The organism is Tenacibaculum sp. HL-MS23 (genome assembly GCF_032463465.1).
GTDB classification, from domain to species: domain Bacteria; phylum Bacteroidota; class Bacteroidia; order Flavobacteriales; family Flavobacteriaceae; genus Polaribacter; species Polaribacter bernardetii.
This window is the reverse complement of sequence record NZ_CP135989.1, coordinates 852,089-867,419: the sequence shown is the minus strand read 5'-3', so window position 1 is coordinate 867,419 and position 15,331 is coordinate 852,089. Positions and strand designations below refer to the sequence as shown.

Genomic DNA, 15,331 nt, shown 5'->3' with positions numbered 1-15,331 from the left:
GAAAGTTAAAGATAGCTCCTAGAAGTATCAGCTTAAAAAATTACATTTGCAGTTATGGAAAGAACTCAATCTCTTAGAGGAAATAAAACAGACAAGGCTAAAATTATTAGCCTTGAAAAAGGAAAATTACCACCACAAGCTTTAGAATTAGAAGAAGCTGTTTTAGGTGCTATGATGATTGATAAAAAAGGAATCGATGAGATAATTGATATCCTTAAACCTGATTCTTTTTATGATAAAAGACACCAAGAGGTATATGATGCTATTTATACGCTTTTTCAAAATTCAGAACCGATTGATTTACTTTCGGTATCTAATCAGTTAAAGAAAAACGGAAAGTTAGACTTAGCAGGAGGTGATTTTTTCTTAATAGGCTTAACTCAAAAAGTAGCCTCTTCGGCGCATATTGAGTTTCACGCAAGAATTATATTAGAAAAATATATTCAGCGAAAATTAATTACAATTTCGTCTGAAATAATAGAAAGTGCTTACAACGAAACCGTTGATGTTTTTGATTTATTAGACGATGCCGAGGGTAAATTATTCGAAGTAACACAAGGAAACCTTAAGAAAGGGGCTGAAAGAGCCGATTCTTTAGTGCAACAATCTATTAGTAAAATACAAGAGATTTCTGGTAAAGAAGGAATGAGTGGTTTGGCTACCGGGTTTACTAAATTAGATGCCCTAACATCGGGGTGGCAACCATCCGATTTAATAATTATAGCAGCCCGTCCAGGTATGGGAAAAACGGCCTTCGTAATTTCGATGGCTAAAAATATGGCGATTGATTTTAACCACGCCGTAGCAGTATTTTCTTTAGAGATGTCATCAGTACAGTTAATTACGCGTATGATTTCTTCTGAAACAGGGTTAACATCAGAAAAACTACGTAAAGGAAATTTAGAACCACATGAATGGGAACAGCTAAATGTAAAGGTTAAAAGACTTTCTGATGCTCCTATTTTTATTGATGATACTCCGGCACTTTCAATATTTGATTTACGTGCAAAAGCACGTCGTTTAGTATCGCAACACAATGTGAAAATTATTGTAATTGATTATTTACAATTAATGACCGCTGGTGGAGCAGGAGGAAACCGTGAACAAGAAATATCAACTATTTCGCGTAACTTAAAAGCATTAGCAAAAGAATTAAGTATACCGGTTATTGCATTATCTCAGTTATCTCGTGCGGTAGAAACTCGTGGAGGCTCTAAGCGTCCGTTATTATCAGATTTACGTGAATCTGGAGCAATTGAGCAGGATGCAGATATTGTATCGTTTATTTTTAGACCAGAATATTATGGTATGACAGAGTGGGATGATGATGATCATTCACCATGTGAAGGGCAAGGAGAATTTATTGTTGCAAAACACCGTAACGGGGGAATGGATAATATCCGTTTAAAATTTACAGGGCATTTAGCTTTATTCTCAGATTTAGAAGAAGGTATTAGTAGTGAGTTTCAATCGAGTATGAACTCAGGTGCAGAATCTGGATTTAATACTGATGTAGCTTCTAGTAATTTTGCATCACCAGAAGATGCTTTCGGGCCAAGTGATGATGATGTTCCGTTTTAAAACTTAAACAATTTATAAATTATAATAAATACACAATTGCTACTGAGTAATTGTGTATTTTAGTTTTTGATTATGAAGAAAATATTATATCTACTTACTTTTATTCTTTTTTCAAACTCTATTTGGGCATCCTTTATTTATGTTCCGATGAGTAATGAGAATCAGAAAAATCATTTAAAAGCATACGGAATTGTTTATTACGCATTGCAAAATGGGTTAAAAGCAAAATGGTTGTTAAATTACGAAGGAGGTGCTTTTTTAATAGAAAACAATGAATCTGTAGAAAAAGAATGTAAAATACGCGGAGTTTCTTACCAAATAATCTCAGATGCTAAATCAGCATTAATTTTAGAAGAAATTTCATCGCCTTCAAAAAATCAAGAAGCAGTAACTTTAGAAAAAGCGCCCAAAATAGCCGTGTATTCACCAAAAGGTAAAATGCCTTGGGATGACGCTGTAACGATGGTGCTGTCTTATGCTGAAATTCCGTTTGATGTAATTTATGATGAAGAAGTATTAAACGATAAGTTATTACTATATGAATGGTTGCATTTACATCACGAAGATTTTACGGGTCAGTACGGTCGTTTTTACGGTGCTTTTAGAACGGCACCTTGGTATATTCAACAGAAAAAAGATGCCGAAGCACTGGCTAAAAAATTAGGCTACACTAAAGTATCAGAAGAAAAAAGAGCAGTAGCAAAAAAGATTAGAGACTACGTAGTTGGTGGCGGATTTATGTTTGCCATGTGCTCTGCAACCGATAGTTTTGATATTGCCTTGGCTGCAGATGGAGTAGATATTGCAGAAGGAATGTTTGATGGTGATGCTTCAGAACCAAATTATCAATCTAAAATAGATTTTAATAAAAGCTTTGCTTTTAAGGATTTTGAATTGATTCGTAATCCAACAACTTACGAGTTTTCGTCTATTGATATGACTCGTAAACGCAGAATTAAAAAAGAGGTTGATTATTTTACATTAGGAGAGTTCTCAGCAAAATGGGATCAAGTGCCAACCATGTTAACGCAAAATCACACACAATTGGTAAAAGCATTTATGGGACAAACAACTTCTTTTGATCGTAGTACTGTTAAATCTACCGTAATGATTTTAGGAGAAAATAAAACCAACGGAGAAGGTAAATATATTCACGGAACCAAAGGAAAAGGTATGTTTACTTTTTATGGAGGTCATGATCCTGAAGATTATCAGCATAGAGTAGGAGATCCTAAAACGGAGTTAGATTTACATCCAACTTCACCAGGATATCGTTTAATTTTGAATAATGTGTTATTTCCTGCCGCAAAAAAGAAAAAGCAAAAAACTTAAATAAAGTAATTGGCAATTGTTTTCTAAACAGTTACTTTTGCTCATACAAAACAAAACAACAATGCCAACAACACAACAGCTTCAAGATTTTACACAACAAGTTCGTAGAGATATCGTAAGAATGGTACATGCAGTAAATTCAGGGCATCCGGGAGGTTCTTTAGGATGTGCAGAGTTTATAACCTGTTTATACCAAGAAATCATGGATTATTCTACTGATTTTAAAATGGACGGAAATAACGAAGATTTATTTTTTTTATCAAACGGACATATATCGCCAGTTTATTATAGTGTTTTAGCACATAGTGGTTTTTTTCCTGTTGCAGAGTTAGCAACATTTAGAAAATTAGATTCTCGTTTACAAGGGCATCCAACAACACACGAAAACCTACCAGGTATTCGTATAGCATCAGGATCATTAGGACAAGGTATGAGTGTGGCTATTGGTGCTGCGCAAGCAAAGAAGTTAAACGGAGATGATAAAATTGTATACACATTGCATGGTGATGGTGAATTACAAGAAGGTCAGAACTGGGAAGCAGCAATGTATGCATCAGGAAAAAAAGTTGATAATATAATTTCAACTATTGATGTAAATGAAAAACAAATTGACGGTACAACAGATCAAGTACTAGCAATGGGAAGCTTAAAAGCAAAGTTTGAAGCTTTTGGTTGGGATGTATTAGAAGTAAGAGAGGGAAATAACGTGGAAGCTATTTTAAGTGGAATGGCAGATGCAAAATCTCGTACAGGTAAAGGAAAACCAGTTTGTGTGTTATTATACACCGAAATGGGTAACGGTATCGATTTTATGATGAATACACATGCTTGGCACGGTAAAGCTCCAAACGATGAACAATTAGCTTCTTCATTGGCTCAAAACCCTGAAACATTAGGAGACTATTAAAAAAATAAACTCAGAGTTTATATTATAAACGTCATTGCTAGGAAGTATGAAAGTAATCTTAAGTTATAAGATTACTTCACTTCGTTCGTAATGACGTTTTTTTTATGCTTTTATTCACAAAAAAGCGTAAGTAATACCGTAAATTTACGTCTGTAATCTTACTGTAATAATCAAACAAAAATATGAGAATAGGAATTGTATGTTATCCTACATTTGGAGGAAGTGGAGTAGTAGCAACAGAGTTAGGAATGGCACTTGCTGATAAAGGACACGAAGTACATTTTATAACCTATAATCAACCTGTTCGATTAGATTTTTTCTCACACCGTTTACATTTTCATGAAGTAGTTTTAGAAGAATATCCATTATTTCAATATCAGCCTTATGAATTAGCATTGTCTAGTAAAATGGTAGAAGTAGTTGAAAAACATCAACTAGAAGTTTTACACGTTCACTATGCTATTCCACATGCGTATGCCGCATATATGGCAAAAAAAATGTTAGAAGATAAAGGAGTCAATATAAAAGTGGTAACCACTTTACATGGTACAGATATAACTTTAGTAGGAAGTCACCCAACGTATAAAACCGCTGTAGAATTTAGTATTAATAAATCGGATGAAGTTACGGCAGTTTCTAACAGTTTAAAGGAAGATACCTTGCGGTTATTTAATATTGAAAAAGATATTAAAGTAGTTTATAATTTTATTGATGGCGAAAAATATAATAAAGCACATCAAGATGAGTGTAAAAGGATTGCTTTAGCGACACCAGAAGAAAAAATTTTAACGCATGTTAGTAATTTTCGTCCAGTGAAGCGTACCAATGATGTGATTAAAATTTTTAATGAAATTCAAAAAGAAGTACCCTCAAAATTATTAATGGTAGGAGATGGCCCTGAGCGTTTAAAAGCTGAAAAATTAGCAAAAAAACTACACATTGAAGATAAAGTATTATTTATGGGTAACTCTAATGAAGTTGCTAAAATACTATGTTATTCTGATGTTTTTTTATTGCCCTCAGAAACCGAAAGTTTTGGTTTAGCTGCATTAGAAGCTATGGCAGCTGGCACAGCAGTTATTTCAACGAATTGTGGTGGTTTACCAGAAGTAAATATTCATGGTGAAACAGGGTATTTAAGTAATTTAGGTGATGTGGATGATATGGCTAAAAATGCTATTAAAATACTAAAAGATGATGTAGTTTTAAATAAGTTTAAAGAAAATGCTAAAGAACATATTAAGTTATTTTCCTTAGAAAAAATATTACCTATTTATGAGGATATTTACAAAAGTTGCTCCATAAAATAACAAAAAAAAAGCAACACCATGTGTTGCAGTTTTTACTTATTTCTTTTTTACAAAACCAGAAATGACTAGTATAGCTATACCAACAGCTAAAGAAATATAAGCCTTCTTATTGTCTTGAGAGTTAAATTCTGCAATACCAATATCTACTGTTGCTTCAGGCGCTATAACTTTATATACACCGTATGCTGTTAATACCAATCCTGAGATAATTAATAATGTTTTGATAATCTTATCCATAATGTTTTTATTTTAAGGTTAGTTGAGTTAATTATTTTTTTTGTGATTAGAACTGGTATCTGATACCTAAGGCAATATCTAAATCTAAATCATCACTATATTCATTATTTAAACCTAGTTCTGGTCTAATATCTAAAGACATAATTAATGGAATATGAAAATTATATTCGATACCTAAATCACCCGCAACTAAAGCAAAAAAACCATCGTTTCCAGGAGTGTTGTAAGAACCAATACCAGCACCAGCACCTACAAACCAATTAAAGTTACCATCTAACTTGTGTACCCATTGGTATAAACCTACAAGTTTAAAGGCATCAACGTTTTTTGAGTTTCTAAAACCTAAATCAAATTCTAACCGATTATTTTCTTTTAAATAGTGTTGATAAGAAAGCTCTCCACCAAATCCGTCATTATCACCAATTCTAACACCAATGGCGTTTTTTGATATTTGCTGAGCGCTAGCGTTTAACGCTAAAAAAAGAAAGAACTTATAAGTACTATTTTTAAAATTTTCATTTATTTATGTTTTTTATTGTTACAAGACAAAATTACATCATCATTACAAGTGAGTTTAGCTCATATGTTTTTGATGTTTGCTCATACCGAAATAAAAAATTAAACACAATTTAACATATTAATAATAAATAGCTGTAAATTTATACCAAAAAACGAATGAAGACTATAAAAATTACAGCTAATGATACTGCTGGTGCGGTTAAGCAGTTGCACGAAGTAATTGGAGGAACCATGACAGAAAGATGGGGAGAGCATGTTTTAGAGGTTGATAATGAGTTTGCACAAGGAAAAATTACTTTTTTAAGTTTTGAATGGGGAGGAAGTGTATTACAATATGATATTATTTTTTTAGATAATATTACAATAGCTATAGATGCCTCTGAATTTAATCCGATTCATTTTACATATACCACAGAAGGTCATAGCTATCATAGGTTTGAACTAGAAAATAAAAAAAGAAAACTAGAACAATATCAATCGGTTATTATAACAAGTAAAGACGGGGGTTACAATTATAAATATTTTGAAAAGAATGTAAAAATACAAATGCATTTAATTCAAATTAATAGAGTAATGTTTATCAAGAAGAGATTAAATGATGCTTCGGTGTTGAATAAGAAACTATATGAAGTTTTTTATGATAAACAACACGAAAAGGTTTTTGCTTATTTTGGTACCTATAATTTAAAAATGGCGAATCTTATTAAGCAGTATAATGGGATTAAACAAAAAGGAATGATACGCATTTTGATAAAAGAAGGGATCGTATATCAAATTTTATCAGAACATATGCAACAGCATAATAAAGATGAAAAAAGGGATAAGAAACCGAGTACTTCTTTAACAAAAAAAGAAATTAGTTTAGTAAGAAAAGTTGGGCAAAAAATACTTAAAAATGTAGCTGAAGATTATAATGTAGAAGATTTAGCTAATGAAATAGGTTTGCCACAAGCTAAGCTTCAAGAAGGGTTTAAATTACTTTTTTCAAGAACTGTAACAGAGTATGTAAGGCATGTTCGTTTAGAAGAAGCACGTGACTTAATTAACAATACCGATAATAATATTTCGCAAATAGTATATTCAATAGGTTTTTCTAGTAGAAGTTATTTTTCTAAAATTTTTAAAAGAAAATACGGAATTAGCCCTAGCGAGTTTTTAAAAAACAAACAAGAAAGTCAAATAAAAATAAGTTAACAAGTTTTTAAAAAATAGATAGTTAAGATGCTATTATTTGAACATTTAGTTTAGTATCATAAGGATTGTCAATTAAATAATCAATTTCATCAATATCTGTTTCAGAACTAAGCCACATACTTTTAAATATTTTAGGTATTTGTAAAGGCATAACTTCGTAAATATTATTAAAAGAGTTTAATTCTTCAGTGCTTTTTGTGTTTATAACAGAACAGGTTATAAAACCATCGTTTGTTACATTGTATATGCCAGCTAAATAAAAAGGTTCTTGATTGTTTTTCTCTACCAAATAATTTTTAATGGTATTATCTATGACTTTATGGGTATAAAAACCTGTAACGATTAACAAGCACCTTCTAGTTAATAATGCTTCTTTAAATAATATATTTTTTTTGATCTCTAACTTATCTGTGTGCAGTGTATTTTTAATGTTTTGAAATTTACTCCAGTTTTCGGTGTAATTTTGAGGTAATAATCCCCAAATACCTTGGGTAATTATAGTTGGGTTCTCTGTCGTAATAAGACTAACAGTTTGTTCTTTAAGTCCGTTTATTTTTCGCTTAGGCTTATATAAGTAAGGGTATTTAAAAGGTAATTTAGTAAAGTCCTTTATCCGTTCTTTTGTAGCTATGTTAGATAGTTTGTAATTCATTATTGTTGTGTTTAGATTCTTCTAAAAGAAACACAAGGCTATTATTTAGTAAAAGGTGATTTACTTTTCTAAAAAAAAGATATTTAATATGCCCACACGTTTCTTGGTTAATATTTTACATGAACAAATTTAAATATAAGAGTAGAGTATTCTTACTTCAATAGAAACAGTTCTTAGCTCATTTCAATTTTTGAAGATGTTTTTAAATGAGTCAACAATCAAATTAAATGAGTAAAGCGTTATTTAAGCTTATAGGTAATTTTGTAGTGTACAATAGTTGTACTCATTATTATTAACTATAAAACAAAAAAATATGTTACGTTGGACAATCACATTTATTATTATAGCATTAATTGCAGGATTTTTAGGATTTAGTGGAATTGCGGGTGCAGCAACAAGTTTTGCTAAAATTGCTTTCTTTATTTTTATAATTCTTTTTGTTATTTCACTTATTACAGGAAGAAAAAAATTATAATAAATAAAATATACTATTTAAGAATAAACATGGTCTGCATGTTTATTTTTTTGTTTTTATTTTAAGTAAATAATATTCAGGATATGAGCAAAGAATGACTTTAAACGAGCAAAGTAAAATTGATTACTACCAATATCTTTGTAGTGTGAAAAGAGAATAGTAGCAAATTGCTATTTAAAAAGTAAAGAAAGTAAAGAAAGGAAAAAAGGTGTTAAGAAGTGTGCGCTAAGCAAAAAAACACTTGTAATTTAAAATATATTAAAAATGAAAAATTTAATCATAGGTTTATTGTTAGTAGGAGTAATTACCACAGTAAACTCACAGACAGAAGTTGTAAAGACAACAAAAGTTGAAAAATCACAAAAAGTAGGTAAAGACGGTGTTAAATACGACACTAAGGTAAAGGTTGTTACAGAAAAATCGCAAAAAACAAAGTTTGATCCTAATCAGAAAAATAAATTAAATCAAAAAACGGTAGATAGCCCTATTACGATATCTAAAACAATAATGGTTGATAATGATAAAGATCCGTTTTACGATACAAAAACAAAAGTTATATACTTTAAATATAAAGATGTAAAATATGATTTTTTAATCAATCAGGATGATTTATTAATTACTTATAAATTAAAAGATAAAAATATTACATCAGCGAAAGCATTAAAATCAATAAACAATAATTTTTATATTGTTGAGGGAAATGATTTTAACGGAGTAGGGTATTTTAATAAGCACGGCGATTTTATAATAGAATATAAAAACAAAAAGTCAAATAAATTAGAATATGCAATTTTCGAGACATTTAAAATGTAATGTAAGCAATAGAACCTCTTTTTTTATTTAAAAGTTGATTTTATTAAAATAATGAGGTCTCCCCGTATTGTATTTCAATACGAAAATCTCGAAAAGGATGAGTTTTACTCATCCTTTTTTTATGCTTAAAAATTTGAGAAAATGATATGAGCAAGCATCGATATTAAATGAGCAAACAGGCGGTAGCTTAACTACTTACTTTTGTAGGAGAAAAAAATATTAATCTAAAAATAAAACAATATGAGTTATTTAAATATGCAGAATGAAAATGTTTTACCAGTAGCAAAAGAATTAAATCAATTATTAGCAGATTATCATATTTACTATCAAAAATTAAGAAACTTTCATTGGAATATAGTAGGAAAAAATTTCTTTGAACTTCATAATAAATTTGAAGAAATGTATGGCGATGCTAGAATTAAGATAGATGAAATTGCCGAACGCATCTTAACATTACAATACCATCCTATTAGTAGATATAGTAGGTATTTAAAAATTGCAGCAATCTCAGAAGAAAGTCCGTTTCAAACCGATACAGATATGGTTTATATCTTATTAGACGATCATAAGGTTTTATTAGAGCAAATGTCTCTAATTATAAAAAGGGCAGAAGAGGCAGAAGATGAAGGTACGATTGATTTAATGGGAGGTTATATTGCTTCTTTAGAAAAAACTAGTTGGATGTTAAACGCATGGACTAAGAGCACTGTAGAGCAGTTAAAAGAAGATATTGTATTGTCGTAACTACTGTTTATCAACAACAATATAAATCAAAAAAACAAAACTAATAATTAAAGTAAATTATGATAAAATTAAAAAACGCTATTCAAGTATATTGGAATGAATTTATACAACAAGTTCCCAATATTTTTATAGGAATACTTATAATTACAATAGGTTTTTTAATTGCAAACGCCATAGCTAAGGTTTTCAGAAAAACAATTTCTGTAAGGACTAAAGATCCTTTAATGACTAATTTTTTAACAAAAACAGTTAAAGCAGGGTTGGTTATTTTAACGATAATGTTAGCTCTTAGAGCAGCAGGTTTAGGAGGTATAGCAACTGGTTTATTAACAGCAGCAGGTGCAGGTGCTGTAATAATTGGATTCGCCTTTAAAGATATTGGTGAAAATTTTATATCGGGAGTAATTCTATCTTTTAACCGACCGTTTGATGTAAATGATACGGTAATGATTGGTGATATATTCGGAAAAGTAAAAATGATGGAATTTAGGTTTACAAAACTTAAAACTTTTGATGGTAGAGATGTTTACATTCCGAATAGTGATATTATTAAAAAAGCAGTTTATAATTATACAGAAGATGGTTATTATCGATTAGATTTTACCGTAGGTATTGATTATGAAGATGATGTTGATTTAGCAAAAAAAGTAATTATATATTCGGTTGTGAATACTGAAGGTGTAATTAACACAGATGAACACCAGTGTTTTGTTACATTAGATAGTTTAGGGGTGAGTACTGTTAATTTAAAGATTATTTTTTGGACAAAAACTAAAGAGTATAAACGAGCAGCATTAGAGGTTAAAAGTGATGTAATTAAAAATGTTAAAAGAGTAATTAATAAAAATGGCTTAAATATGCCAGCAGATATTACAGAAATTAAATTATATGGGTCTCAAGACAGTATACCAATAACAGTAACTAAATAAAACAAAAAAAGCGCAACTTAAGTTGCGCTTTTTTGTTTTATTATGAGTTATAGTATTCTAAACTTTCAATTATTAATTTATTGGGAACTTTACAGTTTATTTGAAAGTCACCATAGTTTTTTAAGAGCACAAAGTTAATTTCTCCTCCAACATTTTTCTTGTCATGTTTCATTAATCCTGTAATAGAAGAGAAGTCTTCTTCTTTAATTTCAATTTTACCATAAATAGCATGAATTGCTTTTTTAACCTCTTTAAGTTTATCCGAAGGGAAATTTAATATTTTAGAAGAAATATATGTTTCACAAACCATACCAATAGCTATGGCTTCACCATGCGTTAAGTTTTCTTTATTAGGAGTATCTAAAAAGTAAGATTCTATTCCGTGGCCAATGGTGTGTCCCCAATTTAAAACCTTACGTATGTTTTGCTCTGTAGGATCTTCTAAAACAACTTCGTTTTTAATTTCTATAGAGCGGTGTATTAAATCTACAATGTTTAATTCGGCATTATCTTTAATTTCATTAAACAAACGAATATCGTGTGTCATTCCGTATTTAATAATTTCGGCAGTTCCCGACCTAATTTCACGAGCAGAAAGTGTATGTAAATATTCAGGATCTAATAAAACCATTTTAGGATTTGCAAACAAACCAATCTGATTTTTTAAAACACCTAAATCAACTCCAGTTTTACCACCAACAGAAGCATCAACCATGCTTAATAATGTGGTTGGAATGTTAATGAAATCAATTCCTCTTTTAAAAGTAGAAGCAACAAAACCACCTAAATCGGTAATAACGCCACCACCCAAAGTAATTAGTAAGCTTTTTCGGTCTGCACCAAGTTCGGTCATCACATTCCAAACACCAACACAGGTTTCAATATTTTTATGAACTTCGCCAGCATCAATTTGAATTACTTCAATAGTTTTATCGGTTTCTAGTAAAGGCATAAAGCGAGGATAGCAATGAGTAAGCGTGTTATCATCAACTAATATAAAAATAGAAGAGTAATTATTAAAGCGAATTAAATTCGCCAATTCAGTATACGCTTTTTCATTAAAATGAATAGGGTATGTTGCTGCTTTAATAGAAGTCATTTTAATCTTTAATTTACAGCGAAAATAAATAGAAAAATTTAAAATATATCATACAGGTAATTTATATTTGTCTTTACAAATAAAATACTTTAAGACTTCAGTAATGAAACTTTTTAATAATACAGAAACTGCTTTTAAATTAAAATCTGACTCAGAGTTAGAAAGAGCCTATTTTTTATTTAAAATGATACAAAATCAACCAATGGTTCGCATTGGTACAGCAGTAACTAATTTTGCGTTAAAAGCGCACTTGCCTGTTGAGGGGTTAATTCGCTCTACTGTTTTCGATCATTTTTGTGGAGGTGTAACAGAAGATGATTGTTTACCGGTAATTGATAAAATGTTTGAAAAAGGCAATGTTCATAGTGTATTAGATTATTCTGTTGAAGGAAAAGAAGAAGAAGAAAGTTTTGATGATGCACTTAATAAAATTGTAAAGATTATACAGTTTTCTAAAGAAAAAAAATCAATACCTTATGCTGTTTTTAAGCCAACTGGTTTTGGGCGCTTTGCTTTATATCAAAAGTTATCAGAAAAAAAAGCATTAACCGTAGATGAGAAATCTGAATGGATTAGAGTTTTAGAACGTTTTCATACTGTTTGTAAATTAGCCGTAGAAAAAGATGTTCCGTTATTAATAGATGCCGAAGAAAGTTGGATGCAAGATGCTGCAGACGATTTAATTGAGGAATTAATGGAAACGTATAATAAAGACAAGGCAATTGTTTTTAATACATTACAAATGTACCGTCATGATCGTATGGATTATTTACGTAATCTGTATCAAAAAGCGCATCAAAAAGGGTACCACATTGGTATGAAAGTAGTTCGTGGTGCCTACATGGAAAAAGAAAGAGTTAGGGCAGAAGAGAAGGGGTACGATTCACCCATATGTGCCGATAAACAAGCTACAGATATTAATTATAACGAGGCAGTTCGCTTTATGATGGCGCATAAAAATATGGCTATTTTTGCAGGAACTCATAATGAAGAAAGCTCTTGTTTATTGATGGATTTATCTAAAGAATACAACATCGCTGTAAACGATAATCGTATGTGGTTTGGTCAATTATACGGTATGAGCGATCATATTAGCTTTAATTTAGCAGCAGAAGGATACAATGTAGCTAAATATGTTCCTTTCGGGCCTGTAAGAGATGTTATGCCTTACTTAATTCGTAGAGCAGAAGAAAATACATCGGTAGCAGGACAAACATCAAGAGAACTTAACTTGTTAAAAACAGAAAGAAAACGTCGTAAGTTATAATGAGTACTGTAGACGAAATAAAGGAAGCTATTCAAATAAATAAAAAGCGATTAGCACAAGAGCTTCAAGAAAGCAAAGAATTGGTTTTTTTGATTAAAAAATCGATTACCACAAACTTAACAGACGAAGAAAAAGCAAAGGTAAAAGAGCAAACAATAGATATTTGTAAAGCCATACCTGCTTTTACTGTGTTTATGCTTCCTGGAGGCGCATTACTGTTGCCTTTATTAATAAAATTAATTCCGGATATTTTACCAAGTGCTTTTAGAGTAGATGGTGAAGATATAATCGAAAAAAAATAATTCTACAACATTTATATAGTATTCATTTTTAATACACTACTTTTGCAGCTTTAAAAAACGAGCAAGAATGCAACCAATTAGAAATATCGCTATTATAGCACACGTTGATCACGGTAAGACTACCTTGGTAGATAAGATTATAGATCAAGCAAAAGTTTTAGACGATCGTAAAGAACGTACTGATTTATTGTTAGATAATAATGATTTAGAGCGTGAAAGAGGAATTACAATTCTTTCTAAAAACGTATCAGTAAACTATAAAAACACAAAAATCAATGTAATTGATACACCAGGTCACGCCGATTTCGGAGGTGAAGTAGAACGTGTATTAAAAATGGCTGATGGTGTTTTATTATTAGTTGATGCATTTGAAGGGCCAATGCCACAAACTCGTTTTGTATTAGGTAAAGCTTTAGAATTAGGATTAACACCTATCGTAGTTGTTAACAAAGTAGATAAAGAAAACTGTACTCCTGATATCGTTCACGAAAAAGTTTTTGACTTAATGTTTGCTTTAGAAGCTACTGAAGAGCAGTTAGATTTTACTACCATCTACGGTTCTGCAAAGAATAACTGGATGAGTACTGACTGGAAAAACGAAACTGATAATATCGTACCTTTACTAGATGCTGTATTAGAATCTATTCCAGAAACTAAATACAACGAAGGAACTCCACAAATGCAAATTACTTCTTTAGATTTTTCTTCTTTTACTGGAAGAATTGCTATTGGACGTGTTTTTAGAGGAGATTTAGAAGCTGGTAAAGATTACATGTTATGTAAAGCTGACGGTACAACTAAAAAAGTAAGAATTAAAGAACTACACGTATTCGAAGGAATGGGAAAAGTTCAAGTAGATAAAGTTCCTTGTGGAGATATTTGTGCTATTACAGGTATTGACGGATTTGAAATTGGTGATACGATTGCTGATTTAGAAAACCCAGAAGCATTACCAAGAACAGAAATTGACCAACCTACAATGAGTATGTTGTTTACTATTAACAATTCTCCTTTCTTTGGTAAAGAAGGTAAATTTGTAACATCTCGTCACATTCGTGATCGTCTGTTTAAAGAATTAGAAAAGAATTTAGCTTTAAAAGTTGAAACTACAGATTCTGAAGACAAGTTTAACGTATTTGGTCGTGGTGTATTACACTTATCTGTATTGATAGAAACAATGCGTCGTGAAGGATATGAATTACAAGTGGGAAGACCACAAGTAATTATTAAAATGATTGATGGTAAGAAACATGAGCCAATGGAAACATTGTCTATCGATGTACCAGAAGATGTTGCTTCTAAAGCTGTAAACTTAGTTTCTTTACGTAAAGGAGATTTAATGATTATGGAGCCTAAAGGAGATTTACAACACTTAGAGTTTACAATACCTTCTCGTGGATTAATAGGATTAAGAAATAAAATTTTAACAGCAACAGCTGGTCAAGCAATTATTAACCATAGATTTAGTGAGTACGGACCTTATAAAGGAGACTTTACTGAAGAAGTAAAAGGAGCAATTATTTCTGCAGCAACAGGTAAAGCTACAGCATATGCATTAAACCGTTTACAAGATAGAGGTAAATTCTTTATTGATGTTAACCAAGAAATTTATATTGGACAAGTAATTGGGGAAAACAGTAAATCTGATGATATGGCTGTAAACTTAATTAAAGGAAAACAATTAACAAACATGCGTAAATCTGGTACAGATGATGCTATGAAAATTGCTCCAAAAATCGATTTTTCTTTAGAAGAAAATATGGAATACATTAAGGCAGATGAGTACTTGGAAGTTACTCCAGAAAGCTTACGTATGCGTAAAATTGTATTTAAAGCGTAATCTAGCTTTAATTATATAAAAATAAAAACCACCTATTTTAGGTGGTTTTTATTTTTATATAAAAAGCTTGTGTATTTTAAAATAAAGTGAAATATTTGCACTATCAAAAAAAGAACAATGAACTTTATTC

16 protein-coding genes are annotated in these 15,331 nt (G+C 30.7%); 12 read left to right on the top strand and 4 right to left on the bottom strand.

Annotated features, from left to right (window positions below):
* Positions 1–54: 54 nt before the first annotated feature.
* The 4 genes from dnaB (at position 55) to bshA (ending at position 5,130) form a co-directional block, all read left to right on the top strand.
* A complete protein-coding gene (dnaB, locus tag RRF68_RS03975) occupies positions 55–1,581 on the top strand; it encodes a replicative DNA helicase (protein ID WP_315945090.1) in 1,527 nt (508 codons plus the stop codon).
* Between the two features lie 72 nt (positions 1,582–1,653).
* Complete coding sequence (locus RRF68_RS03970; RefSeq protein ID WP_315945089.1) at positions 1,654–2,913, top strand: asparagine synthetase B; 1,260 nt, start codon at positions 1,654–1,656, stop codon at positions 2,911–2,913.
* A gap of 61 nt (positions 2,914–2,974) precedes the next feature.
* Positions 2,975–3,820: a transketolase gene (locus RRF68_RS03965; RefSeq protein WP_218772310.1), complete on the top strand. Its 846-nt coding sequence runs from the start codon at positions 2,975–2,977 to the stop codon at positions 3,818–3,820.
* A gap of 182 nt (positions 3,821–4,002) precedes the next feature.
* On the top strand, positions 4,003–5,130 hold the full coding sequence (bshA, locus tag RRF68_RS03960; protein ID WP_315945088.1) for an N-acetyl-alpha-D-glucosaminyl L-malate synthase BshA: 1,128 nt from the start codon (positions 4,003–4,005) through the stop codon (positions 5,128–5,130).
* 36 nt (positions 5,131–5,166) lie between these two features.
* Here the strand turns inward: bshA and RRF68_RS03955 are convergent, their stop codons facing one another.
* Positions 5,167–5,367: a hypothetical protein gene (locus tag RRF68_RS03955; protein WP_315945087.1), complete on the bottom strand. Its 201-nt coding sequence runs from the start codon at positions 5,365–5,367 to the stop codon at positions 5,167–5,169.
* A gap of 46 nt (positions 5,368–5,413) precedes the next feature.
* Positions 5,414–5,890 (bottom strand): hypothetical protein, encoded by a 477-nt coding sequence (locus RRF68_RS03950; protein ID WP_315945355.1) that lies wholly within the window; start codon positions 5,888–5,890, stop codon positions 5,414–5,416.
* 152 nt (positions 5,891–6,042) lie between these two features.
* On the opposite strand from RRF68_RS03950, the gene RRF68_RS03945 reads away from it, so the two are divergent.
* Positions 6,043–7,080 carry an AraC family transcriptional regulator gene (locus tag RRF68_RS03945; RefSeq protein ID WP_315945086.1) on the top strand — a complete coding sequence of 346 codons (1,038 nt, stop codon included), beginning with the start codon at positions 6,043–6,045 and terminating at the stop codon, positions 7,078–7,080.
* Positions 7,081–7,102: 22 nt separating this feature from the next.
* Here the strand turns inward: RRF68_RS03945 and RRF68_RS03940 are convergent, their stop codons facing one another.
* Complete coding sequence (locus tag RRF68_RS03940; protein ID WP_218772315.1) at positions 7,103–7,732, bottom strand: SOS response-associated peptidase family protein; 630 nt, start codon at positions 7,730–7,732, stop codon at positions 7,103–7,105.
* Positions 7,733–8,045: 313 nt separating this feature from the next.
* On the opposite strand from RRF68_RS03940, the gene RRF68_RS03935 reads away from it, so the two are divergent.
* The 4 genes from RRF68_RS03935 (at position 8,046) to RRF68_RS03920 (ending at position 10,693) form a co-directional block, all read left to right on the top strand.
* The gene (locus RRF68_RS03935) at positions 8,046–8,207 is read left to right on the top strand and encodes a DUF1328 domain-containing protein (protein WP_275316197.1); all 162 of its coding nucleotides are present in this window, start codon (positions 8,046–8,048) and stop codon (positions 8,205–8,207) included.
* Between the two features lie 264 nt (positions 8,208–8,471).
* Positions 8,472–9,020, top strand: coding sequence for a hypothetical protein (locus tag RRF68_RS03930; RefSeq protein ID WP_315945085.1), 549 nt, complete (start codon positions 8,472–8,474; stop codon positions 9,018–9,020).
* Between the two features lie 240 nt (positions 9,021–9,260).
* The gene (locus RRF68_RS03925) at positions 9,261–9,764 is read left to right on the top strand and encodes a Dps family protein (RefSeq protein ID WP_218772318.1); all 504 of its coding nucleotides are present in this window, start codon (positions 9,261–9,263) and stop codon (positions 9,762–9,764) included.
* A 59-nt stretch (positions 9,765–9,823) separates the two neighbouring features.
* Positions 9,824–10,693 carry a mechanosensitive ion channel family protein gene (locus RRF68_RS03920; RefSeq protein WP_315945084.1) on the top strand — a complete coding sequence of 290 codons (870 nt, stop codon included), beginning with the start codon at positions 9,824–9,826 and terminating at the stop codon, positions 10,691–10,693.
* Positions 10,694–10,733: 40 nt separating this feature from the next.
* On the opposite strand, the gene aroB is transcribed toward RRF68_RS03920, so the two are convergent.
* A complete protein-coding gene (gene aroB / locus RRF68_RS03915; protein ID WP_315945083.1) occupies positions 10,734–11,792 on the bottom strand; it encodes a 3-dehydroquinate synthase in 1,059 nt (352 codons plus the stop codon).
* Positions 11,793–11,895: 103 nt separating this feature from the next.
* On the opposite strand from aroB, the gene RRF68_RS03910 reads away from it, so the two are divergent.
* The 3 genes from RRF68_RS03910 (at position 11,896) to typA (ending at position 15,201) form a co-directional block, all read left to right on the top strand.
* Positions 11,896–13,059 (top strand): proline dehydrogenase family protein, encoded by a 1,164-nt coding sequence (locus tag RRF68_RS03910; protein WP_315945082.1) that lies wholly within the window; start codon positions 11,896–11,898, stop codon positions 13,057–13,059.
* A complete protein-coding gene (locus RRF68_RS03905; RefSeq protein ID WP_315945081.1) occupies positions 13,059–13,361 on the top strand; it encodes an LETM1 domain-containing protein in 303 nt (100 codons plus the stop codon). Before RRF68_RS03910 ends, RRF68_RS03905 begins: the two co-directional genes overlap by 1 nt.
* 67 nt (positions 13,362–13,428) lie before the next feature.
* Positions 13,429–15,201, top strand: a complete 1,773-nt coding sequence (typA, locus tag RRF68_RS03900) for a translational GTPase TypA (protein ID WP_218772323.1) — start codon at positions 13,429–13,431, stop codon at positions 15,199–15,201.
* Positions 15,202–15,331 lie beyond the last annotated feature (130 nt).